Below are 25,523 nucleotides of genomic sequence, written 5' to 3'. Positions count from 1 at the left end.
GCCTCAGTCGGCCTTGTTCGGGGGCTCCCCTGCCGCGACCGCCTCGCGGGCCTGCACCGGGTCGTAGGCGCAGGCGTCGCCGACGTCGGCCACCGCCTGGGGGTCGCCGTCGGTGCTGCCGGCCGTCGGGGTCTGCTCGGCCGGGGTCTGCTCGGCCGGGGTCTGCTCGGTCGGCGTCTGCTCGGTCGTCGTCTGCGGGGCCGGGGTGCCGTTCGGCGGGGCGTCGTCGGCCGCCGGGCGCGGCGGGGTCAGCGCATCGCGGACGATCCGGCGCATCGCGTCGTAGTCGGGGTACGCCGGGTCGATCAGGCTGGTGTCGAACACGACGCTGCGCACCTCGGCGTCCTTGACCAGGAAGCCGAGGTCGACGAAGTCGTCGAGCGCCGAGCGCGGGATGTCGGTGCTCACGATGTCCTGCGTCGTGGCGGCCAGCTCCTGGTACCGCTGCAGCAGCGTGCCGGGCTCGGCGGCGTCGATGATCGCCGAGATCGTGCAGCGCTGGCGGGCCATCCGGTCGTAGTCGGTCAGCCCGTACCGGCCCCGGGCGAACTGCAGCGCCGTGAACCCGTCCATGTGCTGGTCGGGTCCGGGCTCGATGTAGTCGTCGGGGAGCTCACCGGTGCCCGGGTCGCCGTTGATCGGCACGTAGTAGTTGACGTTCACGGTGATGCCGCCGAGTGCGTCGACGACCCGGCTGAAGCCGTCGAGGTTGACCAGGACGAAGTAGTCGACGGTCAGCCCGAGGGCCTCCCCGACGCCGAGCTTGAGGAAGTCGGCCCCCGGGTCGTCGGTCTCGCCGAGGATCTCCGGGTGCTCCGCCGGGCCGTTGCGGTAGACGGCGTTGAGCAGGCCCTCGCTCTCGTTGACCCCCTCGAAGCCGTCGGGATAGGCCTCGTCCAGCGGGCTGCCGGGCGGGAAGGGGAGGTCCTGCAAGTTGCGGGGCAGGCTGATCAGCGTGGTGTCACCGGTGTCGGTGTCGATGCTGGCGACGATCACCGTGTCGGTGCGGACCCCCTCCCGCCCCTCCCCGCCGTCGCCGCCGAGCAGCATCACGTTGACCCGCTCCTTGTCGCCGAACGGGTCGGGGACGTCGACGACGGTTGCGGACTCCCGGTCGTCGGCGAAGAGGCCGTCCAGCAGCCCGCGCTGGGCCGCGGCCACCTCGGCGACCTTGTAGGCGGGGTAGGAGATCCCCACCAGCAGCGCCAGGACGACGACCGCGCCGAGCAGGTGCCGGACGCGCGACGTCCCCGCGGGCACCAGGGCCCGGTAGCCGGCGACGACGACCACGATCCACAGCACGGCCAGCGCCAGCACCCCGCCCACCACCCAGCCCAGCCAGGTGGAGTCGACGGCGATGCGCGCGGCGGTGCGCTGGCCGCCGGTGGCCAGCCACACCCCGCCGCCGACGAGCAGCGCGAAGACCAGGAGCACGAGGGCGCCGAGCCAGCGGCGGCCGGCCGCGAGGAACGCCGTCCCGGGAACCAGGGCGCCGACGACGGTCATCGCCAGGGCGGTGGAGAAGTGCCGCAGGCCCCGGCGCCGGCCGGCGGGGCCGGACGGGATGGGCGGGAGCGGCCGCGACGGACCGATCGGCCGGGTCTCGTCCCTGTCGTGGGTCACGTGCACGCTCCCGCAGGGCCGATGCCGGTCATCCGGCCATGGTCCCACTCGCGGCCGGCCGGTACCGCCGTGATACCCGCCCCACCTGGGAGGACACCATGAGCCGGCTGGGAGATGCGTGACGAGGGCCGCTCCGGGGAACACAGCGGGGAGTCGGCACGTGCCTCACCTGAGCGCAGGTCGATCCCCGGAGGTCCGCATGTCCCAGTCCCCGCACGCAGCGGTACTGCACGAGCTCGAGCCGGTGGTGGCCGAGAACCTCGACCGCCACATCGCCGTCGCCAAGGAGTGGCACCCGCACGACTACGTCCCCTGGTCGCAGGGCCGGGACTTCGCCTTCCTCGGCGGTGAGGACTGGTCGCCGGAGCAGTCCCGGCTCGACGAGCCGGCGAAGGCCGCGATGTTCGTCAACCTGCTGACCGAGGACAACCTGCCCAGCTACCACCGCGAGATCGCCACCCGGTTCGGCCGGGACGGCGCCTGGGGCCAGTGGGTGGGCCGCTGGACGGCGGAGGAGAACCGGCACGGCGTCGCGCTGCGGGACTACCTCGTCGTCACCCGCGGCGTGGACCCCGTCGCGCTCGAGCGGGCCCGGATGGACTACATGACCCTCGGCTACGACTCCGGTGACAAGACGCCGCTGGAGGCCCTGGCCTACGTCTCGTTCCAGGAGCTGGCGACCCGGGTCTCGCACCGCAACACCGGCAAGGCCACCGGCGACCCGATCGCCGACCGGCTGCTGGCCCGGATCGCGACCGACGAGAACCTGCACATGGTCTTCTACCGGAACCTCATGGCCGCGGCGTTCGACATCGACCCCGACCTGGCCATGCAGGCGGTCACCCGGGAGGTCGTCGGCTTCGAGATGCCGGGGGCCACGATGGCCGGCTTCCGCAAGAACTCCATGCTCATCGCCAAGGCCGGCATCTACGACCTGCGGCTGCACCACGACGACGTCGTCAGCCCGGTGCTGCGCGCGTGGAAGGTGTTCGAGCGCACCGACCTCGGGCCCGCCGGCGAGAAGGCCCGCGAGGAGCTGGCCGAGTTCCTCACCGGCCTCGACGGCCAGGCCACCCGGTTCGTGGAGAGCCGGGAGCGGATGCGCGCCCGCGAGGCGGCGAAGCAGGCCTGACGGAGGGGTCCGGTCGGGGTAACGCCGGCGGATCCACTCCGTAAGCTCGGTCCACGTGCGCCTGGCCACCTGGAACGTGAACTCCATCCGCAGCCGTGCCGACCGGGTGGTCGCCTGGCTGCAGCGCTCGGACGTCGACGTCCTCGCGCTGCAGGAGACCAAGTGCCGCGACGACCAGTTCCCCGAGTCGCGCTTCACCGAGCTGGGCTACCAGGTCGCCCACGTCGGCTTCTCGCAGTGGAACGGCGTGGCGATCCTGTCCCGGGTCGGGCTCGAGGACGTCGAGGTGGGCTTCCCGGGGCAGCCGTGCTGGGGGGACGATCCGGATGCCGAGGCCCGCGCGCTCGGGGCCACCTGCGGCGGGGTCCGGGTGTGGAGCCTCTACGTGCCCAACGGCCGCACGCTCACCGACCCGCACTACGAGTACAAGCTCCGGTGGCTCGCGGCGCTCCGCGAGACGGCGGGCGGCTGGCTCACCGCGGACCCGGCCGCCGCGGTGGCCCTGGTCGGGGACTGGAACATCGCCCCGCAGGACGACGACGTGTGGGACATGCGGGTGTTCGCCCACTCCACGCACGTCTCCGAGCCCGAGCGGGCGGCGTTCCGCGCGATCGTGGACGCCGGGTACGCCGACGTCGTCCGCGAGTACACGCCGGGCCCGGGCGTCTACACCTACTGGGACTACACCCAGCTGCGCTTCCCCCGCCGCGAGGGCATGCGGATCGACTTCGTGCTGGGCTCGCCGGCCCTCGCCGCGCGCACCACCCGCGCGCTCATCGACCGCGAGGAGCGCAAGGGCAAGGGCGCCAGCGACCACGCTCCGGTGGTCGTCGACCTGTCCGACTGACGGAGGACGAGCACGTATCCTGGTTCCCCGTGCTCGTCCTGCTCCCCCCGTCGGAGACCAAGGCCCCCGGCGGGGCCGGCGCCCCGCTCGACCTCGACGCACTGTCCTCCCCGGAGCTGACGCCGGTCCGCACCGAGCTGGCGAAGACGCTCACCGACCTCGCCACCGACCTGCCGGCCTCCCGCGCCGCACTGGGCCTGTCCCCGAAGCAGGACGACGAGATCGCCCGCAACGCGGTCCTGTTCGCCAGCCCGACGATGCCGGCGCTGGAGCGCTACACCGGCGTCCTCTACGACGCCCTCGACGTCGGCTCGCTGACCCGCTCCCAGCGGGCGCGGGCCGACCGGCGGCTGGCCGTGGGCTCGGCGCTGTTCGGCCTGGTCCGCGGCACCGACGCCATCCCGGCCTACCGGCTCTCGGCCGGCTCGGCGCTGCCCGGCCTGCCCACCGTGCGCGCGCTGTGGCGGCCGGTCCTGGGCCCGGTCCTGGCCGCGGTCGACGAGCTCGTCGTCGACCTGCGCAGCGGGTCCTACGCGGCGCTGGCCCCGGTGCCCGGCGCGGTGACCGTCGACGTGCTCAGCGAGCGCCCGGACGGCACCCGGGCCGTGGTCAGCCACTTCAACAAGGCGCACAAGGGCCGGATCGGTCGGCTGCTGGCCACCACCACGGCCGAGCCGGCCGACGTCGTCCGGCTGCGGGCCCTGCTGCGGCGGGCCGGGTTGCACGTGGAACACGACGGCGGAACGGCGCTCACGCTCGTCGTCCCGGCCGCGCAGGCCACCGGGTGAGCGGTCACTGACGGTCACCGTCGCAGTGATCTGGGTCAGTTTTCCTTGCCCGCGCGCGTTCCGCGTGGCATAACTGGCGTGAGACGTTGACCCGAACACCCGTGGTCCGCGTCAGACACCGGCGGTCCTCGCCGGACGAGAAGGGCACCTGTGGCGGAATCCCCGCGGGACGGCAGCGCCGTGCCGGTGCTCGATGCTGCCCTCGCCGCCCGACGACTGCGCGCGGATCCCGCGCGCGTCCGCGCTGCGCGGCGGCTGCGCACCACCGGCCTCGGCACCGCGGCCCTCGACCGGCTCGTGGAGCTGGCCGCGCGACTGCTCGGAGCCCGGTCCGCCCAGATCTCGATCCTGGACGACGCCCACACCATCGCGGGGATCGCCGGCGTGCCCCCCGGCGGGCGCGGCCAGGAGTCCCCGCTGGACCAGTCGCCCTGCGCCCTCGCCGCCGCCTTCGGCGCTCCGCTGGCCATCCGCGACGCCCGCGCCGACGTCCGCGTGCGGGACCTCGAGCCGGTCAGGTCGGGTGTGGTCGCCTCCTACCTGGGTGTGCCGCTGATCGACGAGTCGGACCTGGTCGTCGGCGTCCTCTGCGTGTTCGACGCCGAGCCGCACGAGTGGTGCGACAGCGACCTGGCGACCCTGCAGCACCTGGCCGACCTGGTGGTCACCGAGCTCGAGTACGCCGCGCTGGCCAACGAGCACGAGCGCCAGCGGGTGCGCTGGGTCCTGGCCATGGACGCCGGCCGGGTCGCCACCTTCGACTGGGACCTGCGCACGGGCGAGCTCATCTGGGACGAGCCGCTGATGACGATGTTCGGCTACACCGCCGAGGACTTCGACGGCACCATCGAGGCTTTCAACGCCCGCCTGCACCCGGACGACCTGCCCCGGGTCGGCGAGGCGCTGCGCAGCTCGATCGAGCACGTGGGGGACTTCCAGGCGGAGTACCGGGTGGTGCGCCCGGACGGCGAGACCCGCTGGGTGCAGGCCCGGGGCCGTGCGCTGGCCGGGCTGGGCGGGACCACCGTCCGGCTGCTGGGCGCCGCCCACGACACGACCGAGGACCGCAGTGCACAGGCCCGCGTGGCCCGCGTGCTGGAGGCGATGCCGGCCGGCTTCTACTCCCTGGACCACGAGTGGCGGTTCACGCACGTGAACGCCGAGGCCGAGCGGCTGCTGGGCCGCTCCCGCGAGGACCTGCTGGGCGAGGTGCTGTGGGCGGCCTTCCCGGCCGCGACCCGGAGCGTGTTCGAGGAGAGCTACCGCCACGCCGTCCACACCGGGGAGCCGGTCAACTTCGACGCGTACTACCCCGCTCCGCTGAACGGCTGGTACGAGCTGCGGGCCTGGCCGACCCCCGAGGGGCTGTCGGTCTACTTCCTGGAGGTCACCGAGCGGCGCCAGGCGCGCGAGCGCGCCGAGCGGTCGGCCCAGCAGCTCGCCCTGCTCGCGCAGGTGAGCGCCGAGCTCGCCGGCACCCTCGACGTCGAGGCCGCCACCGCCCGGCTCCCGCGCCTGGTGGTCCCGGCGTTGAGCGACTTCTGCATCCTCACCGTCATCGACCCCGACGGCCGGCCCCGTGACGTCGGCAGCTGGCACGCCGAGCCGGCCAGCCGCTCGGTCCTGGAGCGGTACGCCGAGGTGCGCATGGACGTCATGCCGGTGACCGCGCCGGTCGCCCGCGCCCTGCACACCGGGGAGGCGGTCACCTTCGCCGGGGAGGACGTCCTCGACGTGCTGCCGCCCGGGCCGGCCAAGAACCTGCTCGCCGTCCTGGCACCGGTCACCGAGATCGCCCTGCCGCTGCGCGCCCGCGGCCGCACGGTCGGCCTCCTCACGCTGTTCTACGCCGAGGGCCACGCGTCGACGCCGGACGACGTCACCGTGGCCCAGGACGTCGCGGACCGGGCCGGGCTGGCCCTGGACAACGCGCGGCTCTACGCCCAGCAGGAGCAGCTGGCCGAGGGTCTGCAGCGCAGCCTGCTCACCGACCCGCCGGAGCCCGACCACGCCGAGATCGCCGTCCGCTACCAGCCGGCCGTCGAGGCCGCGCGGGTCGGCGGCGACTGGTACGACGCCTTCATGCAGCCGTGCGGGGCGACGATGCTGGTCATCGGCGACGTCGTCGGCCACGACACCGAGGCGGCCGCGGCCATGGGCCACCTCCGCGGGCTGCTGCGGGGCATCGCCACCTACAGCGACGCCCCGCCGGTGGAGGTGCTGCGCGGCCTGGACGCCTCCATGGCCGTGCTCCAGACGCGGGTGCTGGCCACCGCCGCCGTCGCGCGCTTCGAGCAGACCCCCGACGAGCGCGAGCGCGGGCTCACCCGGATGCGCTGGGCCAACGCCGGTCACCTGCCGCCGCTGGTCATCAACCCGGACGGCAGCGTCGCCGAGCTGGCCTCCTGGCACGGCGACCTGCTGCTCGGCGTCGACCCCGAGACCCGGCGGCAGGAGTCGGTGGTCACCCTCGACCGCGGCGCGACGGTGCTGCTGTTCACCGACGGCCTGGTCGAGCGGCGCGACGCCGACCTCGACGCCGGGATGGTGCGGCTGCGTCAGGCGCTGATCGACCTGGCCGGGCTGCCGCTGGAGCAGATGCTCGACGAGGTGCTGGAGCGGCTGGTCGACGGCAGCCCCGAGGACGACGTCGCGCTGGTCGCCGTCCGGCTGCACCCGCAGAACCGGCCGCGGCCACCGGAGGCCGGGCCGAACGTCGTCCCGGAGGTCGTTCCCGCGGAGCCCGCCACCTAGCCTTCCGGTGTGACGACCTCCACGGACGAGCTGTGCCTGCGCCCCGCCACGGAACTGGCCGCGCTGATCCGCTCCCGGCAGCTGTCGGCGCGCGAGCTGACCGACGCCTGCCTCGACCGGATCGAGCGGCTCGACCCGCGGGTCAACGCCGTCGTCACGCTGGACCCCGAGGGTGCCCGCGCCGCCGCGGACGCCGCCGACGCCGCCCAGGCCGCGGGCGAGGCGCTCGGCCCGCTGCACGGGCTGCCGGTCGCGCACAAGGACACGCACGCCACCGGGGGGATGCGCACCACCTGGGGGTCCCCGCTGCACGTCGACACGGTGCCGGCGGAGGACGAGCTGGTCGTCGCCCGGCTGCGGGCGGCCGGCGCCATCCGGGTGGGCAAGACCAACACCCCGGAGTTCGCGGCCGGCTCGCACACCTTCAACACCCTGTTCGGCGCCACCCACAACCCGTACCGGCACGGGCTGTCGGCCGGGGGGTCCAGCGGCGGGGCGGCCGCGGCGCTGGCAGCGGGGTTCGTGCCGCTGGCCGAGGGCAGTGACATGGGCGGCTCGCTGCGCAACCCGGCGGCGTTCTGCAACGTCGTGGGCCTGCGCCCGACGCCGGGCCGGGTCCCGACCTGGCCGGCGCCGATCGGCTGGTCCCAGCTGTCGGTGCAGGGCCCGATGGGCCGCACGGTGGCCGACGTGGCGCTGACCCTGTCGGCGGTGGCCGGCCCCGACCGGCGCGTCCCCATCTCGCTGGACGACCCCGGCGCGCCGTTCGCCGCGCCGCTGCCCGAGCGGCTGGACGGGCTGCGGGTGGCCTGGGCGCCGGACCTCGGGGGACGGGTGCGGGTGGACCCGGCGATCACCTCGGTCCTCGGGGCGGCGGTCGGAGTGTTCGAGGAGCTCGGCGCGACGGTGACGCCCGACTGCCCCGACCTCTCCGGCGCCGACGACGTCTTCGGCACGCTGCGCGCCTGGCTGTTCGACGCCTCGTTCTCCGACCTCGCCCGGCAGCACCCGGACCAGCTCAAGGAGGCGATCCGCTGGAACGCCGAGATGGGCGCGAAGCTGTCGGGCGCCGACGTCGCCCGGGCGGAGATGACGCACACCGCGCTGTACGAGCGGGTGGTCGCGTTCTTCGAGCGCTACGACGTCCTGCTGGCGCCGACCACCCAGGTGCTGCCCTTCCCGGTGGAGCAGGAGTACCCGACCGAGATCGGCGGCGTGCCGCTGGCGAACTACCTCGAGTGGATGCGCGCCTGCACCCTCATCACGCCCACCGGGTGCCCGGCGCTGTCCGTGCCGGCCGGGTTCACGCCGGACGGGCTGCCGGTCGGCCTGCAGGTCGTGGCCGCGCCGCGGGCGGACCGGCGGGTGCTCGAGGTGGGGCACGCCTTCGAGCAGGCGACCCGCTTCGGCGAGCGCCGTCCGCCGCTCTGAGGTCGTCTGCCGTTCTCTAGCGGAAGGACTAGACAGCGACAGATCGATCTCGACGCGCCCCACCGATGAGTCCGCCGCGGGGGAACGGTCTGACCCGCATGACCGAGGAGCCCCGAGCCGTGTCCGAGCAGCACCTCGCCGCGGTGACCGAGCGCTACCGGCGCCGCGCCGACGCCTTCGAGGCGACGGTGGCCGCCGTGGGCGACGCCGACTGGTCCCGACCGTCGCCGTGCGCGGAGTGGGACGCGCGGGACGTGGTCCGGCACATCGTGGACATGCACCACGTGATGCTGCGCCCCTACGGGCAGACGCCGGCGTCGGCCCCGAGCGTGGACGACGACCCGCTCGCGGCCTTCCGGACGGCGCGCGCCGAGGTGGAGGCGATCCTGGCCGACCCCGCCCTGGCGACCCGGCAGACGGAGAGCCCCGCCGGCACGATGGCGGGCGCCGACATGGTCGACCAGGTGGCCAGCGCCGACCTGGTGCTGCACCGCTGGGACCTCGCCCGCGCGACCGGGCAGGACGACGCGATCGACGCCGAGGAGCTCGAGCGCATGTGGCCCGGCCTGCAGCAGATCCCCGACGTCATGCGGGTGCCCGGCGCCTTCGGCCCGGGCGTCGTCGTCTTCGGCCCGGTGGTCGAGGTGCCGGACGACGCGCCGCTGCAGGACCGCGCGCTCGGGCTCGTCGGCCGCGACCCCGCCTGGACACCGCCCTGCTAGGCCCCTGCAGGGTCCCGCCGCGAGCCTGCGAGTGGTGGGGCGGAGGGTCCCTTCTCAGGTGCGGCGGCGCAGGCCGCGCAGCGTCCGGACGGCGACCAGCAGCTCGGCCAGCTCCTGCCGGTCCCCCGACGCGATGTCGACGAGCTGGGCCGCCGCCCGCTGCTGGGCGTTGTCCCAGCCGCCCGACCAGCGCCGCACCAGCTCGCCGGCGGACTCGGTGTCGGCGCGGCGGCCGGCCAGCACCTCGGCGGTGAGCGCGGCCTGCTCCCCGGTCAGGTCGTCGCGCAGGCTGGCCCGGGCCATGGAGGGCCAGCGGCGGTCGCGCGGCAGCGCGATCACCAGCTCGCGCAGCGGCACCAGCGCCAGCCGCTCGGCCAGGCACTGCTGCACCCGCCCGGCCAGCTCGATCGGGGCGCCGGTCCGCTCGGCCACGACGGCGAGGTCGAGCGCGACCGGCAGCAGCGGCGCGGCCGCCACCTCACCGGCCAGGGCCGGTGGCACGCCGGCCTGCTCCAGCCGGGCCGCCCGCTCGGCGTACGCCGCGGCCTCCGCGCCGAGCAGCCACGACGGCAACCCGGCCCGCACGGCGGCGACCGGCGCGGCGAACCGGTCGCTGACCCCCGCGACCGACACCCCCTGCTCGGCGGACAGCTCCGGCAGCCCGAGCAGCCACCGCGTGGCCCGCTCGGCCAACCGGGTGGCCTCGGTGCACAGCTCGACCTGGGTGCCCGCGGAGACGCGGTTGTCCAGCGGGCGGACGGCGTCCCACAGCCGGTCCACCTCGAAGACCGCCCGCGCCACCGCGTGCGCCCGCACCACGCCCGCCGGCGGCACACCGGTCTCCTCGACCAGCCGGAACAGCCCCGTCACCCCGGCCACGTTCACCGCGCGGTTGGTCAGCGCGGTGGCGACGATCTCCCGCCGCAGCGGGTGGCCGGTGACCGCGGCCGGGAAGCGCCGGCGCAGCCCGGTGGGGAAGTAGCCGACCAGCAGCGACTCCAGCGACGGGTCGTCGGGCAGGTCGGAGGCGAGGACGGCGTCCCCGGTCTCCAGCTTGGCGTAGGCCAGCAGCACCGACAGCTCCGGGCCGGTCAGCGCGTGCCCGTCGCGGCGCCGCTCGGTGATCGCCCGGTCGTCGGGCAGCGCCTCCACGCTGCGCACCAGCCGCCCCGAGCGCTCCAGGGCCCGCAGGTAGCGCTGGTGGGCGTCGAGCAGGCTGCGCGCCGACGTCGTCTCGACCGCCAGCGCGGCGTTCTGCGCGTGGTTGTCGGTGAGGACGGCGACGGCGACCTCGTCGGTCATCTCGCCCAGCAGCGCGGCCCGGCCCTCGGCGTCCAGCTCGCCGGCCTCCACCACCCGGTCCAGGGCGATCTTGATGTTGACCTCGTGGTCGGAGGTGTCCACGCCCGCGGAGTTGTCGATCGCGTCGGTGTTGACCCGGCCCCCGGCCAGCGCGTACTCCACCCGCCCGCGCTGGGTGAGGCCGAGGTTGCCGCCCTCCCCCACCACCCGGACCCGCAGGTCGCGGCCGTCGACCCGGACGGCGTCGTTGGCCTTGTCCCCCACGTCCAGCGCGCTCTCGGTGGCGGCCTTGACGTAGGTGCCGATGCCGCCGTTGAACAGCAGGTCGGCCGGGGCCAGCAGGACGGCGCGGATCAGCTCGACCGGCGAGAGGGTGTCGACGTCGGCCGGCAGGTCGAGGGCGGTCCGCATGGGCTCGCTGACCGGGATCGACTTGACCGTCCGCGGCCACACGCCGCCGCCCGGGCTGATCAGCGTGGGGTCGTAGTCGGCCCACGACGAGCGCGGCAGCGCGAACAGCCGGCGCCGCTCGGCGAAGGAGGCCGCCGCGTCCGGCGTGGGGTCGACGAAGACGTGCCGGTGGTCGAAGGCGGCGACCAGCCGGATGTGCTCCGAGAGCAGCATGCCGTTGCCGAAGACGTCCCCGGACATGTCGCCGACGCCGACGACCGTGAAGTCCTGGCTCTGCACGTCGAGGTCGAGCTCGCGGAAGTGGCGGGTCACCGACTCCCACGCGCCGCGGGCGGTGATCCCCATGGCCTTGTGGTCGTACCCGACCGACCCGCCGGAGGCGAAGGCGTCGCCGAGCCAGAACCCGCGCTCCAGCGACACCGCGTTGGCCAGGTCGGAGAAGGTCGCAGTGCCCTTGTCGGCGGCGACCACCAGGTAGGTGTCGTCGCCGTCGTGCCGGACCACGCGGTCGGGCGGGACGACCTTCCCGTCCACCAGGTTGTCGGTGAGGGACAGCAGCGCGCCGATGAACAGCCGGTAGCAGGCCTGCCCCTCGGCGAGGACCTCGTCGCGGCTCGCGCCGTCGGGCGGGGGCCGGCGGACGACGAAGCCGCCCTTGGCGCCGGTCGGCACGATGACGGTGTTCTTCACCATCTGTGCCTTGACCAGGCCCAGCACCTCGGTGCGGAGGTCCTCGTGCCGGTCGGACCAGCGCAGCCCACCGCGGGCGACGGCGCCGAAGCGCAGGTGCACGCCCGTGACCCGCGGCGAGCTCACCCAGACCTCGCGGGCCGGCCGCGGCTCGGGCAGGTCGGGGACGGTGGCCGGGTGCAGCTTGAGCGCCAGCGGACCGCCCGCGTAGTACGTCGTCCGCTGGGTGGCGGTGACCGCGGCGAGGAGCGAGGTGAGCACGCGGTCGGCGTCGAGCGACTCGACCCGGCCGATCGCCTCGCGCAGCGAGGCGATCAGCTCCTCCTGGCGGGCGGCCCGCCCCGCGTCGCGGCCCGGGGAGAAGCGGGTCTCGAACAGCGCCACCAGCCGGGCGACGACGTCCGGGTGCGCGGCAAGCGTCGTCTCCACGTACCCCTGCCCGAACGGCAGCCCGGCCTGGCGCAGCCACTGCACGTAGGCGCGGACGACCGTCACCTGCCGCCAGTTGAGGCCGGCCAGCAGCACCAGCGCGCCCAGCCCGTCGTCCTCGGCGTCGCCCCGCCACACCGCGGACAGCGCCTCGGTGAACCGCTCCGGCAGCGAGCCGGGGAAGGGCAGCTCGCCGCCGGGGGCGGTGAGCCCGAAGTCGTAGATCCAGGCCAGCGGCGCGCCGATGCGGTCGATCTCGTAGGGCCGCTCGTCGATGACGTCGACGCCCATGTGCTGCAGCATCGGCAGGACGTCGGACAGCAGCAGCCGCCGGCCGACGCGGTAGACGGCCAGCCGTGGCTCCGCCGCGGCCGTTGCCGGCCGCCGCAGCAGCAGGCCGAGCTCGCCCTCGGCCAGGGCGTCGAGCCGCTCGAGGTCCTCGACCGCGACCGCGGCGGCGAAGTCCTCCTGGTAGGCGGCGGGGAAGGCGTCGGCGACCCGGGCCAGCCGCCGCTCGGCGTCGGCGCCGTAGCGGGCGGCCAGCGCGTCGGCGAGGTCGTCGGTCCAGCTGCGGGCGACGGCGGCCAGCGCCGCCTGCAGCGCCGGGACGTCGACGTCGGGTAGCTCGGGCCGGCCGCGGCGGGTGGCCGGCGGCCGGACGACGAAGTGCAGCCGGGCCAGCACCGACTCGGTGATCCGGGCGGTGTACTCGATGCTGCTGCCACCCAGCCGCTCCAGCAGCTGCTGCTGGATCGCCAGCCGCACCTCGGTCGTGTACCGGTCGCGGGGCAGGTAGACGATCGCCGACCAGAACCGGTCGGCGGGGTCGCGGCGCAGGAACAGCCGGGTCTGCCGGCGCTCCTGCAGCTGCAGCACCGCCAGCGCGACCGGCAGCAGCTCGGGGGTGCCCACCTGGAAGAGCTCGTCGCGCGGATAGGTCTCCAGGACGTCGAGCAGCTGCTTGCCGGTGTGGCTGTCGGCCGGCACGCCGGAGCGCTCGATCACCTCGGCGACCCGCCGGCGGACCAGCGGCACCTCGCGGACGCCGTGCGCGTAGGCGGGGCCGGGGAACAGGCCGACCAGCCGGTGCTGGCGGGCCGGGCCGCCGTCGCCGTCCGGCAGCGTGACGGTGACCAGGTCCAGCCAGGCCCGGCGGTGCACCGTCGAGCGGCTGTCGGCCTTGGTGACCACCAGCAGCGACGGGCCGCCGGCGCCCTCGGGCGCGGCCGTCACGTCGGCGTCGCTGCGCAGCACGCCGAGGCCGCTGCCCGGCAGTGCGCGGACCGTCGTCCGGCCGCGCGCGGGGAGCAGGTCGACGTCGCGCGCCCCGAGGAAGACGAAGTTGTCGTCGGCCAGCCAGCGCAGCAGCTCCGCGGCCTCGGCGGGGTCGTCGGCCGGGTCGCCGTCCTCGCGCGGGGGCAGGTCCGCCAGCCGGCCGGCCAGCTCCAGGGCGCGGGCGCGCATGCGACCGGCGTCCTCGTCGACCGCGCGGACGTCGGCGAGCACCGTCCGCAGGCCGGCCACCAGGTCGCCGGAGGCCTCCTCGTCCAGCGGCCCGTCCAGGACGACGGCCATCCACGACTCGGCGAGGGCGTCGGCGCCGCAGGCGCCGGGCTCGGCGCTGTCGCAGAACGCGCGGATCCGGCCGGTGACGTCGCGCCGCACCACGACCACCGGGTGGACGACGTGCTCCAGCCGGAAGCCCTGCCGGACCACCTCGGCGGTCACCGAGTCGACGAGGAAGGGCATGTCGTCGGTGACCACGAGGACCATCGAGCGGGCCCCGGCGCCCGACCGTGCGGGCAGCTGCTGGATCTCGACGGTGGCCGAGCCCTGCGGGCGCACCTCGGCCAGCCGCAGGTGGCCCAGGGCGAGGGCGGCGAGGTCGGCCGGGTCCTGCTCGAGCACCTCGGCGGCCGGCTCGCTCCAGTAGTAGCGCTGCAGCAGGGCCGGGACGTCGCCGGCGGTGCAGCCCACCGGCAGCCCGTCGCCGGAGCCGAGGGCGGCCTGCGCGGCCTCCTCCAGGAGCCGGCGCTTCTCGGTGCGCGCCGCCTCGAAGGCGGCGAGGTCGGACGTGGTGCCGTCGAGTGCGGACGCCGGGGTGGGGTCGTCCGCTGGGTCCGTCCCCGGGGTCGCCGGGGCGGTGCCGGTGGTGCTGGCCATGACGCCTGACGCTAGACCGATCGGGTGCCCGCCGTCACAACGACGGGCCCGGCCTGGGAGCCCCGGTGGCTCTCCGGCCACCGGGGCGACCCTCGACCTCCTCAGCGGGTCAGACCCGCCTCCTCCAACAGGTCCCACAGCCGCGACGGGGTCAGCGGGATGGCCACCAGCCGCTCGGCAATCTCCGGCACCGCGTTCGCGACGGCGTTCATGATCGCCGCCGGCGGGGGGATCAGGCCGCTCTCCCCCGCGCCCTTGAAGCCGCCGGGCGTGACATCGCTGGCGGTCTCGACGTGGTGCTGCTCCACGTCCGGCACGTCTTCGGAGATGGGCAGCAGGTAGTCGAGGTACGTGGTGGCGGTCGGCTGGCCGGTGTCGGAGTAGGAGACCTCCTCCAGCAGCGTCGCGCCGATGCCCATCGCCACGCCACCGGTCATCTGGCCGGCCACGATGAGCGGGTTGACCACCCGGCCGGCGTCGTGCACCAGCCAGTAGTCCTCGACGGTGACCCGCCCGGTGTCGAGGTCGACAGCCACCTCGGCGCCGTGCGTCGCGTAGCCGTAGGTGATGCTGGGAGGGTCGTACTCGACGGTCTCCTCCAGCGCGATCGGGTCGTCGGGCCGACGGCCCCAGCCCATCCAGCCCCGGTGTGCGATGTCTCGCCAGAGCGCCCGCCGTCCATCGGCCGTGACGTAGGCGTCGCCGTCCAGGCGGACGCCATCGGCCTCCACCTGGAGGTGGGCGGCGGCGAGGGCGTCCATCCGCTCGCGCAGCCGCGCCGCGGCCTGCCACAACGCCGCGCCCGCGACCGTGAGCCCCCGACTGGCCTGCGAGCCCATGTTGTTGAACTGCGCGGTCGAGGTGTCGCCGAGCTGCACCGTGACCCAGGAGAGCGGCACCCCCATGCGTTCGGCGGCAACCTGAGCCAGGGACGTCTCGATCCCTTGCCCGACCGACGTGACCCCCGAGTGGACGGTGACCGTGCCGTCCTCGTTCACCCGGATGCGGGCGGAGTCCCACGTCGTCCAGTGGATACCGAACGCCTCCTGCAGCGCCGTGGGCGCGTAGCCGGTGATCTCGGTCATCGACGCGAGGCCGACCCCGCGGCGCACGCGGCCGGCCGACGGCCTCGCACGGTCCGTGGCCATCGCATCCGCCCGGTCCAGCGCGCCGGGATAGTCGCCGTTGTCGTACGGCATCTGGAGCCGGGTCACGAACGGCAGCTCGGCGGCGGTGAGCATGTTCCGCCGACGCAACTGGACCGGATCGGCGCCCAGCAACCGGGCCGCCTCGTCGACCAGGCGCTCACGGATGAACGTGGTCTCCTGCATTCCGTAGCCGCGGAACGCGCCGGTCGGGGTGGCGTTGGTGTACCAGGCGGTCACCGTGCTCCCGGCCAGAGGGAACCGGTACGGGCCCTCGGCCATGAGGGCCGACACCATGAACGGCCCCGCGCCACCCGTGCCGGTGCTCGGGAACGCGCCGATGTCGCCGTGGATGTCGACGTGCAGCGCCAGGAACGTCCCGTCCGCCGCGACGGCGAGTCGCCCGCGGCTCTCCTGACCGCGGCCCTGGTACGCGACCGTCAGGCTCTCCGCCCGGTCCTCGATCCACTTCACCCGCCGGCCGAGCACCTTGGCGGCGGCGCAGACCATCGCCTCGTCCGGGAACAGCGACGTCTTCTGCCCGAACGCACCGCCCACGTCCGGCGCGACGACGTGCACGGAGTCGGCGCGCAGGCCGAGTGCCCGGCCGAGCTCCTGGCGGACCAGGTGCGGCACCTGCGTGCTGGAGACGACGTCGAGGCGGCCGGTGGCGCGCTGGTACTCGGCCACCAGCCCTCGGGGCTCCATCGGGTTGTGGGCCACCCGGGGGACGGTGAAGACCCGGTCGACCACCAGGGCGGCTTCCGCGAACGACGCCTCGAGGTCCGGCAGCGGGTCGCCGAAGTGGATGGCGCCCACCCGGTTGACGCCGAACTCGGGATGGACGAGCGGGGCACCGTCGCGGCGGGCCTCGCGCAACGACGACACGACACCGAGCTCCTCGAACTCGACGTCGACCAGTTCCGCGGCGTCTTCGGCCTCCGCCCGGGTCCGCGCGACGACGACGGCCAGCGGCTGCCCGACGTAACGGGCGACGCTCTCCACCAGGCGGACGTCGGTGATCTGCTGCCCTGGGATGAGCCACGGATGCGGAAGGGGCGCGAGCAACTCCTCGAGCTCCTTGGGACCCAGCACCAGCGCCACACCCTCGAGGGCGAGCGCCGCCGAGGCGTCGTACCCGATGACCCGACCGTGCGCCACGGGGCTGCGCACCAGCGCGGCGTGCAGGGTGCCGGCCTCGTCGAGGTCGTCGACGTACCACCCGGAGCCGCGGAGCATGCGGTCGTCCTGGACCCTCGTCACCGGCGCACCGATCAGCCCGGTGCTCCCGGGCTCCTGCTGTCCGATCGACACGGTCACTCCTCCCCCTGCCACTGCTGGCGGATGGCCGCGCGGATGCCCTGGTAGCCGGTGCACCGGCAGACGTGCCCGTTGAGCACGGCGTCCTCCGTGCGTTCGAGACTCTCGCCGTTGCGCTCCGCGGCGGTCACGCTCATGACGATCCCGGGGGTACAGAAGCCGCACTGGAGTCCGTGGTGCTCCTTCATCGCGGCCTGGAAGCCGGAGAGCTCGCCGTCGAGAGCCACCGACTCCACCGTTTCCACCCTGCAGCCGTCGACCTGGACGGCGAACATCAGGCAGGAACGCACCGCCGCTCCGTCGACCATCACGGTGCAGGCGCCGCAGACCCCCTGCTCGCAGCCGACATGGGTGCCGGTGAGCCGGACCCGGTGCCGCAGGAAGTCGCTCAGCAGCATCCGAGCCGGCACCTCCGCCGTCCGGACGTCGTCGTTCACCGTGACCGTCACGGTGCGGACCGTCTCGCTCATCGGGTCTCCTCGAGTCGGGCGGCCAGCCGCCGTACCAGGGTGCGGAGCAGGCCGCGCCGGAACGCCGCCGAGCCGTGCGCGTCCGCCGGCGGGTCCACCTCGGCGGCCGCCGCGGCTGCCGCGTCCTCCACCGCAGCGGCCAGCGACCGGCCGACCAGGGCCGTCTCCAGCGCGGCCAGCCGCAGCGGCCGGTCGGCCACTCCCGAGGCGGCCGCGCGGGCCGCCGTCACCACACCGCCGTCGCGGGCGACGCCGAGGCAGAGGCCCACGTAGGGGAAGTCGCCGTGCCGCCGGCGGGCGACCTCGCTGTAGACGAACGTCATCCCGGACCGGCGCGGGAAGTCGACGGACTCGAGCAGCTCGTCAGGCTGCTTGGCGGTGAGGAAGACCGACTCGAAGAACTCCTCGGCCGCAACGGTGCGGACCCCGGCCTGCGAGCGGAGGTGCACGTGGGCGCCCAGGGCCACCGCCACGGTCGGCATCTCCGCCGTCGGGTCGGCGTGGCAGAGCGTGCCCCCGATCGTGGAGCGGGCCCGGATCTGCGGGTGAGCGACGAACGACGCCGCCTCGGCCAGCACCGGCAGCGCCGCCGAGACCCCGGGATCGGCCTCGACGGTGCTGAGCCGGACCGTCGCCCCCAGGCGGACGGCGTCGTCGGAGATCCGGATCCGGTCCAGTCCCTCGACCCGGTTGAGATCGACGACCACCTCCGGTCGGGCCAGGCGCATGGTGAGCAGCGGCACGAGGCTCTGTCCCCCGGCGAGCAGCGTCGCGTCGTCCCGGTGCTCGGCCAGGAGGGCGAGGGCCGCGTCGACCGTGCGGGGATCCTCATAGATGAACGGCGGTGGTTTCACTGCACTCCTCACTGGGGTGGTGGACGAACGGTCAGGAGGACCGGTCGAGCAGGGTCCGGAGGGCCGTCTGGGCCGCGTCCGGGGCAACGACGTCCAGGCGCGGCTCGTCGGCGAGGCAGACCGGCAGGCTCGACCTGGGCGCCTCGGTGACCAGCAGCGCCCGGCTGGTCACCCCGCCGGGGAGCGCGAACAGCCGGCTGAGCAGCGTCAGGACCGACCACGCCTCCCGCCAGTCGTAGCTGACCAGGACCACCGCCGGGGCGACCGTCGGTTCCGCCGACGTCAAGGCGGCCCGGGCGTCGGCGACGGAGTCGGCCGCCCACCAGGCGGTGTCGGGGCCGGCGACCGCCCGCAGCTGTTCGCGCAGCGGCTCGGGGAGGGCGACGCCGACGACGGGGGCGGTGGTCTGCGGTGCGATCGTCTGCACGGGAGTCGTCCTCTCAGATGTGCCGGGCGGCGAAGTAGGCGGTGTGGATGGCGTCGTAGACCCGGTCCCGGGGCCTGCGCGGAGCCGATGGTCATGACCGGCACGCCGGCCTCGGCCAGCTCCGCGGCGGGCGCCCGGGTCAGACCCGGCCGCCCGGGCGGGCGATGCCGCGGACGGACAGGCCGCTGTCGACGGTCACCAGGGAGCCGGTCATCGCGTCGGCCTCCGCCGAGGCGAGCAGCGTGAAGACGCCGTTGTAGGCGTCCACACCCGCGACCTCCTGCAGCGGCAGCGCCCGCTCGGTGCCCTGGAGGACGGAGTCGCTCGCCTCCTGGCCGAGGGCCGCGGTCCCGCGCAGCCGGGTGGGCGCCACACCGGGGGCGACGCCGTTGACCCGGACGTCGGGCGCCAGCTCGTAGGCCAGCTGCCGGATCAGGCCGTGGACCGCGTGCTTGGACGCCGTGTACAGGGCCCCGCCCCCGGCGGCGTTGGTGCTGGCGAACGAGCCGGTGAGGATGACCGCGCCGCGCGTGGCGATCAGCTGGCCGAGGCAGGCGCGGACGCCCAGCATCGGCGCGAGCACGTTGACGCCCATGAGCTCGTCGAAGGCCGCGGTGAGGTGCTCCCCGGGGATCTGCTCGAGCGGGCGGGCGCCGTCGGTGATCCCGGCGTTGCCGACGAAGACGTCGATCCGGCCCCAGCGGTCGACCGCCGCCGTCGCCGCGTCGACGTTGCCCTCCCACGACCGGACGTCGGTGACGACGGGGAGGACCGCCTCCCCCAGCTCGTCGGCGAGCTCCTTGACGCCCGCGGAGACGTCGACGGCGACGACCCGCGCGCCCTCGGCGACGTACCGGCGGACGACGGCCGCGCCGATGCCGGCGCCGGCTCCCGTGAAGACGACGACCTTGCCGTCGAGTGCTCCCATGTCGGTCCTCCCAGGGTGTGGGGTCAGCGACCGGCCAGCAGGGCACCGGCGCGCGGGGCGACCGGGTCCAGGCCGAGATCGGTGAGGATGCGCCAGACCGTCGCCGCCGCGGCGGAGACGACCGGGATGTCGAACTGCTGCTGCACCGCGTCGAGCACGGCCAGCGACGGCATCTGCACGCAGGCGCTGAGCACCAGCGCGTCGGCGCCCGAGGTGTCCACCCGCTGCGCGAGGTCGACCAGGCGGGTGGGGTCGAGCCGGCCGACCGCGAGGTTGTCGGGCACCTCCAGGCTGAGCGAGTCGACGACCTCCACGCCCTCGTGCTCGAGGTAGCCGCAGACGGTCGCGGTCAGCGGCTTCATGTACGGGGCGATCACCGCCACCTTCTCGGCGCCCAGGTGGTGCAGGCCCTCGACCAGGGCGCCGGCGGAGGAGACCACCGGCACGGCGCTGCCGCTCTCGGCCTCGGCCTGTGCGGCCAGCTTCTCCTGGGAGCTGCGGTGGTAGCCCAGGCCCTGCGCCATGATCGCCACAAGGCAGGCGTAGGCCATGACGTCGACGCGGGCGTCGGCGAGCTCGGCGGCGCAACGGAGCGAGTCGGCGTCCATGGCGGCGAGCTCCGCCGGGCTCACGTGCTTCATCCGCATCCGCGAGGAGTGGAAGGTGAACTCCTCGTCGGGGCGCAGCTCCGCGCGGGCCCGCAGGATCGCCGGGATCTCGGTCTCCATCGTGGTGTTCGAGCTGGGCACGATGAGACCGACACGACGGGTGGTCATGGAACTCCGTTCCGCGGACCGCAGGGGCGCCGCCTGGTCGTGGGTACGGGTGGGAGCGCCCCGAGGGGGCGCTGGCCCGTGCTGTGGAACCGGGGGGAGGGCGGGGCTAGCCCGCGCCGGTGTACTCGAGGTTCGAGGTCTTCAGCTCCGGGAGGCCCGGCGGCGTGGCGCGCAGCCAGCGCAGCGACGCCGGCCGGCGCAGGTCGTCGCGGTCGAGCCCCTCGACCTCCACGCCCATCCCGGAGAGGGTGACCCGCAGCGAGTCGTAGCGGTGCTCGGGTTCCACCTCCGCGACCAGACCGATCGCCGCGTCCAGCAGGTGGAACTCCAGCAGGTGCCGGGCGAGGTCGCCGTCCCGGTCCCGCACGGCGTCCAGGAAGATCCGGTCCAGCCAGGTGAAGTCCGCGACCGCCGGCGGCCGCGAGAAGTAGATCCGCTGGTGCCGGTTGATGCGCGTGTGCAGCTGCCGGATCAGTTCGCAGGCCTGCTGTGGATACCTGCTCAGCAGCACCTGGTGGTAGTCGAGGTGCGCCGCCTGGAACTCCCGGGTGGAGGCCCCCGGCCGCTCCATGGCGGCGAGCGCGGCGGTCATCCGCTCGATGTCGTCCTCGGTCACCGTCCCGACGACGGCGGAGACGATCGCCGGCTCGACGAGCAGGCGGAGTGCGTAGGAGCCCTCCACGTCACTGAGCGGCGCCGGCGCGACCACCATCCCGCGGTTGACCTGGGTGACGACCAGGCCCTCGGTCGCCAGCCGCTGCAGGGCCTCGCGGAGCGGGGTGCGGGAGACCTGCATGTCCTCGGCCAGCTGCTGCTGCGACAGCCGCAGGCCGGGCGGCAGCTCGCCCGACACGATGCGCTCCCGCAGTGCACCGACGAGGTCGTCGACCGCCGTGCCGGGGCGCTTGGTCGTGCTCACAGCGCCGCGTCCGACTCGTCCGAGCCCAGCTGCCGCTGGAACAGCCGGGTGAACGCCGACGGGTCCTGCGCGGCGACGATCTCCAGCTGCATCGCGTCGAGCAGGATGCGGTGGTTCCGCGCCGGGACGTGCAGCTCCAGCCGCTCGCCGTTGCGGGTCCACACCTTGCGGACCCGCACCCCGGTGAACTCGTTCCCGATGCCGAACCACTCCCCCGCCTCGGTGACCCCCGCCGCGAGGTCCTCGGGGTCCGTTGCCGCGGCGGCGTCGGGTCGCCCCGTGCCGGCCGGTGGACCGTCGTGGCTCATCGTTGCTCCTCCAGGATCGGGACGGCGATCGTCCGTGGGGCCGTGCGGTAGGCCGCAGGCTTCGTACCAGCCAGCACCGGCAGCGCGGTGCGGACCTCCCGCACCGTGGTCAGGTCGAGCTCGACCACGGCGACGGCGGGGGTCCGCTCCTCGAGGTCGAGGAGCACCTCGCCCCACGGGGAGACCACCAGCGCGTGCCCGTAGGTCTCGAAGGCGTCGTGCCCGGGCCCCTCGGGGGACCGGACCGTCGCCGGTGCCACCACGTAGCAGCCGTTCTCTATCGCGCGGGCGCGCAGCAGGGTGTGCCAGTGCGCCCGCCCGGTCGGGTGCGTGAACGCCGCGGGGACGAGCAGCACCTCCGCGCCGGCCGTCGCCAGCGCCCGGGACAGCTCGGGGAAGCGGACGTCGTAGCAGATCGTCAGTCCCACCGTCGTCCCGTCGACGTCGAGCAGCACCGGCTCGCTCCCGGCCTGCTCGACGCTGCTGGCCTCGAACGACTGACCGCCCACCCGCGCGTCGAACAGGTGGATCTTGTCGTAGCGGCCGGCGACGAGCCCGTCGGGGCCGATCGCGATCGCGGAGTTGAAGACACCGTCGGCGGTGGCGTTCTTCATCCCGCCGAGCACCACCGTGACGCCGTGCGCGGCCGCGGCCTCGCCCAGCGCCCGGATCTCGGGGCCGTCCTCGCGCAGCAGCCGCGCCCGCATCTGGGCGTTGGTGCCCAGCATCAGGCCGTTCTCGGGCAGGACGACCAGCCGCGCCCCGTCGGCGGCGGCCCGGCCCACCAGGTCGAGGGCGACCGCCAGGTTTGCGGCCACGTCGGTCGTGGCGTGCCACTGCGTGACCCCCACGCGGAGGCAGCTGGTCGTCCCGCCCACCGTCACACCCCCGCCGGGACGGCGGTGCGGCCGGCGCCAGCATCGGCGCCCCGGGCGGCCGCGAGGTCCATGTGCACGACCGTCCAGCCACCGCCGGAGGCCTCCATGGGCTCGTACGCGTAGACCTCGCCCCGCACGCCCGGGCCCACGATGCCCAGCATGATCAGCCAGTTGAGGAACTCGTACTGACCGTGGTCGAGCAGCGGGTAGGGCTCCAGCGAGGCGAGGTCCAGCCCGCGCCCGGCCTGCAGCATCTGCAGCAGGTAGGTGTCGAACCCGACGTCCACCCCGCCGAACTTGCCGGGGTCCAGCCAGTGCGACAGCCCGCCGGTGGCGAGCACGGCCACGCGCAGGCCGGAGTCCGTGATCACCGTGCGCAGCGCCTGCCCGAAGGCCCGGGCCCCGAACGGCGAGAAGCTGCGCGCCGGCTGGGTGATGATCGGGATCACCGGCAGGTCCGGCCGGGGCAGCAGCAGCCGGAGCGGCACGATCAGCCCGTGGTCGAGGTCGACCCGCTCGGCCAGCTCCACCTCCTGGCCGGCCGCCCGCACCGCCTCGGCCATCGCCGCGGCCAGCGCCGGCATGCCGGTGAGCTGGAGGTCCAGGTCAGGCCGCTTGAAGAACTCCATCGACCCCCGGTGCGCCGCGCCGTCGCCGATCACGAAGTGCTGGGTCTCGAAGCTCTGGAAGTGGCAGTCCGCCGTCACCAGGACGACGTCGGGCTGCGCCGCAGCGAGGTCCTCGGCGAGCCGGCGGTAGCCGCCGAGCAGCCGGTCGACGCCGTCGGCCGGGTCGATCTCGGGCCGGGCCAGCAGGTCCGGCACGTGCGAGCACCCACCGGCGAAGACCAGCCCGTCCGGGACGTCGGCCGGGGGCAGCGGCGAGGACTCGTCGACGACGAAGGCGCCCTGGCTGGCCGAGTCACCGAGGTCGTCCTTGAACCAGCGGCTCACCAGGATGGTGATGCCGTCGTTCACGCCGGCCGAGCGCAGCCGGTCCCGGTCGCCGTCGACGATCGCCCGGGCCCAGGAGGCGTCCAGGCCGAGCGTCGCGGCCGCGGCGTCGGGGTTGCTGCGCACCCGCTCGAGCAGTTCGGGGTCCCGGGCCAGCGCGAGGATCGCGTTCTCGAGGGTCGACCGGTCCATGTCAGCCCTCCACCAGCTTCCCGTTCCGCACGACGGCCACGTCGTCGATCTCGACGGTGCAATTGCGCATCGGGACGTCGAGGTGCGCCGGGGTCTCGCGGTCGGCGAACCGGTTCGACCCGGTCGACCACATGAAGTTGCCCGCCGTGGAGCGGAGCTCCTGCCCGTACAGGCTGCGCGGGTCGTAGACGTCGAAGGCCGACCACCGGGCCGGCGGGAGCAGGCCCCAGCCCATGTGGGAGAGCGCCCACACCTCGGGGTCCTCCCAGCTGTCGAAGTAGTCGCGCAGCAGGTGCGCGTCGGCGCCGTCCCCGGTCACGCCGGTGATGAAGCCCTTGGCGACCTCGATGGTGACCGTCTCGCGGACGTAGCGCTGCCACGGGATGAGGGCGTCACCCGGCTGCAGGACGATCCGCCCCTCGGCCGAGCGGTCCCTCGGGAAGCAGGCGACGAAGCCGCTGGGCCAGTGGTCCCACCGGCCGGGCTCGTCGACGTAGCCCCACTGGTGGGTGATCGGCAGGTCCTCTCCGGAGATGTCCGCGGTGAGGTCGGTGCCGGCCGCGCTGGTGACGTGGAGGGTGCTGCCGGCCCGCAGCCTGCGGCCGCCGCCCTCGACGGCCGTGCGCAGCTCCGGGCCGCCCATCAGCCGCTCGAGGACGTCGTTGGGCTCGGCCACGAACAGCATCCGCTTGCCGTTGCCGGTGATCCGGGTGCGGACGTCGGAGTGGATCAGACCGCCGACGGTGACGTCGACGACGAAGTCGCACTCACCGGCGGCGGCCAGCAGGGCCGGGACCTCGCGGCCGTCGGGGGCGTACGGGGGCAGCATCGGGTTGGACAGGCTCGAGGCGTGCAGGACCAGCGCGCTGGCGCCCAGCTGGCGGGCGGCCGCGACGGCGGCGGCCACGTACTCGTCCTTCTGCCCGAGCTCGGCGATGATGCCGACGGTCTCGCTGGGCTGCACGTTGCAGAGCCGGAACTGCTCGACGAAGTTCTCGGTCAGGGTCCTGGGCATGACGTCCTCTCTCGGTGGTGCTGGTGGTCAGTAGGTGGCGCGGACCGCGCCGCCGTCGACGACGACGGCCGACCCGGTCATGAACCCGGCGCGGGGGGAGGCGGCGAAGGCGACGACGTCGGCGATCTCGCGGGCCTCCGCCCACCGGCCCAGGGGGATGTCCCTGACCACCGCGGCGACCTCGTCGTCCGTGGTGGTGCCGTTCCTCGCCGCCTTGCTCTCGACGATGGCCTGCATCCGGTCGGTTCCGGTGGCCCCGGGCATGACGTGGACGACGCGGACCCCGTGCGGGGCCAGCTCCGCGGCCAGGGTCTTGACCAGGGCGGCCGCCGCCGAGCGGTAGGACGCCGACAGCACCCCGCCCGCGGCCGGCTGGCGCACCCAGGTGGAGCTGAGCAGCACGATCGTGCCGCTGCCCTGCGCGCGCATCTGCCGCCCGCCGGCCACCGCGAGCTGGACGACCGGCCGCAGGAGCAGGTCGTGCGCGGCCGCCCAGTCGGCCCAGGTGGTGTCGAGCGCCGGCACGATCCGCGGGCCGGGGGTGTTGAGGACGAGCACGTCGAGCCGGCCGTGCTCGGCGACGACCGTGTCGACCAGGGCCGCGGTCTGCTCGGCGTCGGCCAGGTCGCTGACCTGCGGCTGGATGACCCCCGCGCCCAGCTTCTCCGGCTCGCGGCCGGCCGTGCGGGCGCCCGCGACGACGGTCATGCCCTCCTCGGCCAGCCGCTCGGTGACGGCCCGGCCGATCCCGCGGGAGGCGGCGGTGACCAGGGCGGTCCCGCCGGTGAGTTCCAGGTCCAACGGATGTCCTTCTCTCGTGTGCTGCCGTCGGGCGGAGGGGTCCTCGTTCAGTCGAGGACCGCGATCGCCTTCTCGGGGCAGGCGTGGGCGGCGGCCCGCACGTTCTGCTCCTCGCCGGCCGGCACGGAGCCGTCGCCGATGACCGAGGCGTAGCCCCACTCATCGAGCGCGAACAGGCTCGGGCAGTGATCGGCGCAGGCCCCGTAGGCCTCGCACCGGGTGGCGTCCAGGACGACTCGCATCGC

The 25,523-nt window shown here is 74.6% G+C and carries 21 protein-coding genes; 6 read left to right on the top strand and 15 right to left on the bottom strand.

Annotated features, from left to right (window positions below; translation table 11 throughout):
• Window positions 1-3: 3 nt before the first annotated feature.
• Window positions 4-1,623 carry an LCP family protein gene (locus MY520_RS10175; RefSeq protein WP_436691974.1) on the bottom strand — a complete coding sequence of 540 codons (1,620 nt, stop codon included), beginning with the start codon at window positions 1,621-1,623 and terminating at the stop codon, window positions 4-6.
• 199 nt (window positions 1,624-1,822) lie between these two features.
• Here MY520_RS10175 and MY520_RS10170 point away from each other — a divergent pair, with 199 nt between their 5' ends.
• The 6 genes from MY520_RS10170 (at window position 1,823) to MY520_RS10145 (ending at window position 9,297) form a co-directional block, all read left to right on the top strand.
• Entirely contained in the window at window positions 1,823-2,755 is a 933-nt protein-coding gene (locus MY520_RS10170) for an acyl-ACP desaturase (protein WP_436691973.1), read from the top strand.
• 55 nt (window positions 2,756-2,810) lie between these two features.
• Window positions 2,811-3,602, top strand: coding sequence for an exodeoxyribonuclease III (locus MY520_RS10165; protein WP_436691972.1), 792 nt, complete (start codon window positions 2,811-2,813; stop codon window positions 3,600-3,602).
• Between the two features lie 29 nt (window positions 3,603-3,631).
• Window positions 3,632-4,390 (top strand): peroxide stress protein YaaA, encoded by a 759-nt coding sequence (yaaA, locus tag MY520_RS10160; protein ID WP_436691971.1) that lies wholly within the window; start codon window positions 3,632-3,634, stop codon window positions 4,388-4,390.
• Window positions 4,391-4,540: 150 nt separating this feature from the next.
• The gene (locus MY520_RS10155) at window positions 4,541-7,144 is read left to right on the top strand and encodes a SpoIIE family protein phosphatase (RefSeq protein ID WP_436691970.1); all 2,604 of its coding nucleotides are present in this window, start codon (window positions 4,541-4,543) and stop codon (window positions 7,142-7,144) included.
• A 9-nt stretch (window positions 7,145-7,153) separates the two neighbouring features.
• Window positions 7,154-8,575 carry an amidase gene (locus MY520_RS10150; protein ID WP_436691969.1) on the top strand — a complete coding sequence of 474 codons (1,422 nt, stop codon included), beginning with the start codon at window positions 7,154-7,156 and terminating at the stop codon, window positions 8,573-8,575.
• Window positions 8,576-8,694: 119 nt separating this feature from the next.
• Window positions 8,695-9,297 (top strand): TIGR03086 family metal-binding protein, encoded by a 603-nt coding sequence (locus MY520_RS10145; protein WP_436691968.1) that lies wholly within the window; start codon window positions 8,695-8,697, stop codon window positions 9,295-9,297.
• 54 nt (window positions 9,298-9,351) lie between these two features.
• Here MY520_RS10145 and MY520_RS10140 read toward each other — a convergent pair whose 3' ends face one another.
• The 14 genes from MY520_RS10140 to MY520_RS10075 form a co-directional block, all read right to left on the bottom strand.
• Window positions 9,352-14,292 (bottom strand): NAD-glutamate dehydrogenase, encoded by a 4,941-nt coding sequence (locus tag MY520_RS10140; protein ID WP_436691967.1) that lies wholly within the window; start codon window positions 14,290-14,292, stop codon window positions 9,352-9,354.
• Between the two features lie 101 nt (window positions 14,293-14,393).
• Complete coding sequence (locus MY520_RS10135; RefSeq protein WP_436691966.1) at window positions 14,394-16,751, bottom strand: xanthine dehydrogenase family protein molybdopterin-binding subunit; 2,358 nt, start codon at window positions 16,749-16,751, stop codon at window positions 14,394-14,396.
• Window positions 16,752-16,753: 2 nt separating this feature from the next.
• The gene (locus MY520_RS10130) at window positions 16,754-17,227 is read right to left on the bottom strand and encodes a (2Fe-2S)-binding protein (RefSeq protein ID WP_436691965.1); all 474 of its coding nucleotides are present in this window, start codon (window positions 17,225-17,227) and stop codon (window positions 16,754-16,756) included.
• The gene (locus MY520_RS10125) at window positions 17,224-18,081 is read right to left on the bottom strand and encodes an FAD binding domain-containing protein (RefSeq protein ID WP_436691964.1); all 858 of its coding nucleotides are present in this window, start codon (window positions 18,079-18,081) and stop codon (window positions 17,224-17,226) included. Before MY520_RS10125 ends, MY520_RS10130 begins: the two co-directional genes overlap by 4 nt.
• Before the next feature lie 31 nt (window positions 18,082-18,112).
• Window positions 18,113-18,508: a hypothetical protein gene (locus MY520_RS10120; protein WP_436691963.1), complete on the bottom strand. Its 396-nt coding sequence runs from the start codon at window positions 18,506-18,508 to the stop codon at window positions 18,113-18,115.
• A 139-nt stretch (window positions 18,509-18,647) separates the two neighbouring features.
• Window positions 18,648-19,436 (bottom strand): SDR family NAD(P)-dependent oxidoreductase, encoded by a 789-nt coding sequence (locus MY520_RS10115; protein ID WP_436691962.1) that lies wholly within the window; start codon window positions 19,434-19,436, stop codon window positions 18,648-18,650.
• Between the two features lie 23 nt (window positions 19,437-19,459).
• The gene (locus tag MY520_RS10110; RefSeq protein ID WP_436691961.1) at window positions 19,460-20,212 is read right to left on the bottom strand and encodes a maleate cis-trans isomerase family protein; all 753 of its coding nucleotides are present in this window, start codon (window positions 20,210-20,212) and stop codon (window positions 19,460-19,462) included.
• A gap of 106 nt (window positions 20,213-20,318) precedes the next feature.
• Window positions 20,319-21,131: a GntR family transcriptional regulator gene (locus MY520_RS10105; RefSeq protein ID WP_436691960.1), complete on the bottom strand. Its 813-nt coding sequence runs from the start codon at window positions 21,129-21,131 to the stop codon at window positions 20,319-20,321.
• On the bottom strand, window positions 21,128-21,439 hold the full coding sequence (locus tag MY520_RS10100; RefSeq protein ID WP_436691959.1) for a hypothetical protein: 312 nt from the start codon (window positions 21,437-21,439) through the stop codon (window positions 21,128-21,130). Before MY520_RS10100 ends, MY520_RS10105 begins: the two co-directional genes overlap by 4 nt.
• Window positions 21,436-22,290 carry a carbon-nitrogen hydrolase family protein gene (locus MY520_RS10095; protein ID WP_436691958.1) on the bottom strand — a complete coding sequence of 285 codons (855 nt, stop codon included), beginning with the start codon at window positions 22,288-22,290 and terminating at the stop codon, window positions 21,436-21,438. The genes MY520_RS10100 and MY520_RS10095 overlap by 4 nt, the downstream gene beginning before the upstream one ends.
• 29 nt (window positions 22,291-22,319) lie before the next feature.
• On the bottom strand, window positions 22,320-23,462 hold the full coding sequence (locus MY520_RS10090; RefSeq protein WP_436691957.1) for a hypothetical protein: 1,143 nt from the start codon (window positions 23,460-23,462) through the stop codon (window positions 22,320-22,322).
• Window position 23,463: 1 nt separating this feature from the next.
• Window positions 23,464-24,477 (bottom strand): hypothetical protein, encoded by a 1,014-nt coding sequence (locus tag MY520_RS10085; RefSeq protein ID WP_436691956.1) that lies wholly within the window; start codon window positions 24,475-24,477, stop codon window positions 23,464-23,466.
• A gap of 27 nt (window positions 24,478-24,504) precedes the next feature.
• Window positions 24,505-25,278, bottom strand: a complete 774-nt coding sequence (locus tag MY520_RS10080) for an SDR family oxidoreductase (protein ID WP_436691955.1) — start codon at window positions 25,276-25,278, stop codon at window positions 24,505-24,507.
• A 47-nt stretch (window positions 25,279-25,325) separates the two neighbouring features.
• Complete coding sequence (locus tag MY520_RS10075; RefSeq protein WP_436691954.1) at window positions 25,326-25,520, bottom strand: ferredoxin; 195 nt, start codon at window positions 25,518-25,520, stop codon at window positions 25,326-25,328.
• Window positions 25,521-25,523 lie beyond the last annotated feature (3 nt).

This window comes from Geodermatophilus sp. CPCC 205506, from assembly GCF_051383635.1.
Lineage (GTDB): Bacteria > Actinomycetota > Actinomycetes > Mycobacteriales > Geodermatophilaceae > Geodermatophilus.
The sequence above is the reverse complement of the archived record's forward strand: the minus strand, read 5'-3'. Positions and strand labels throughout refer to the sequence as shown.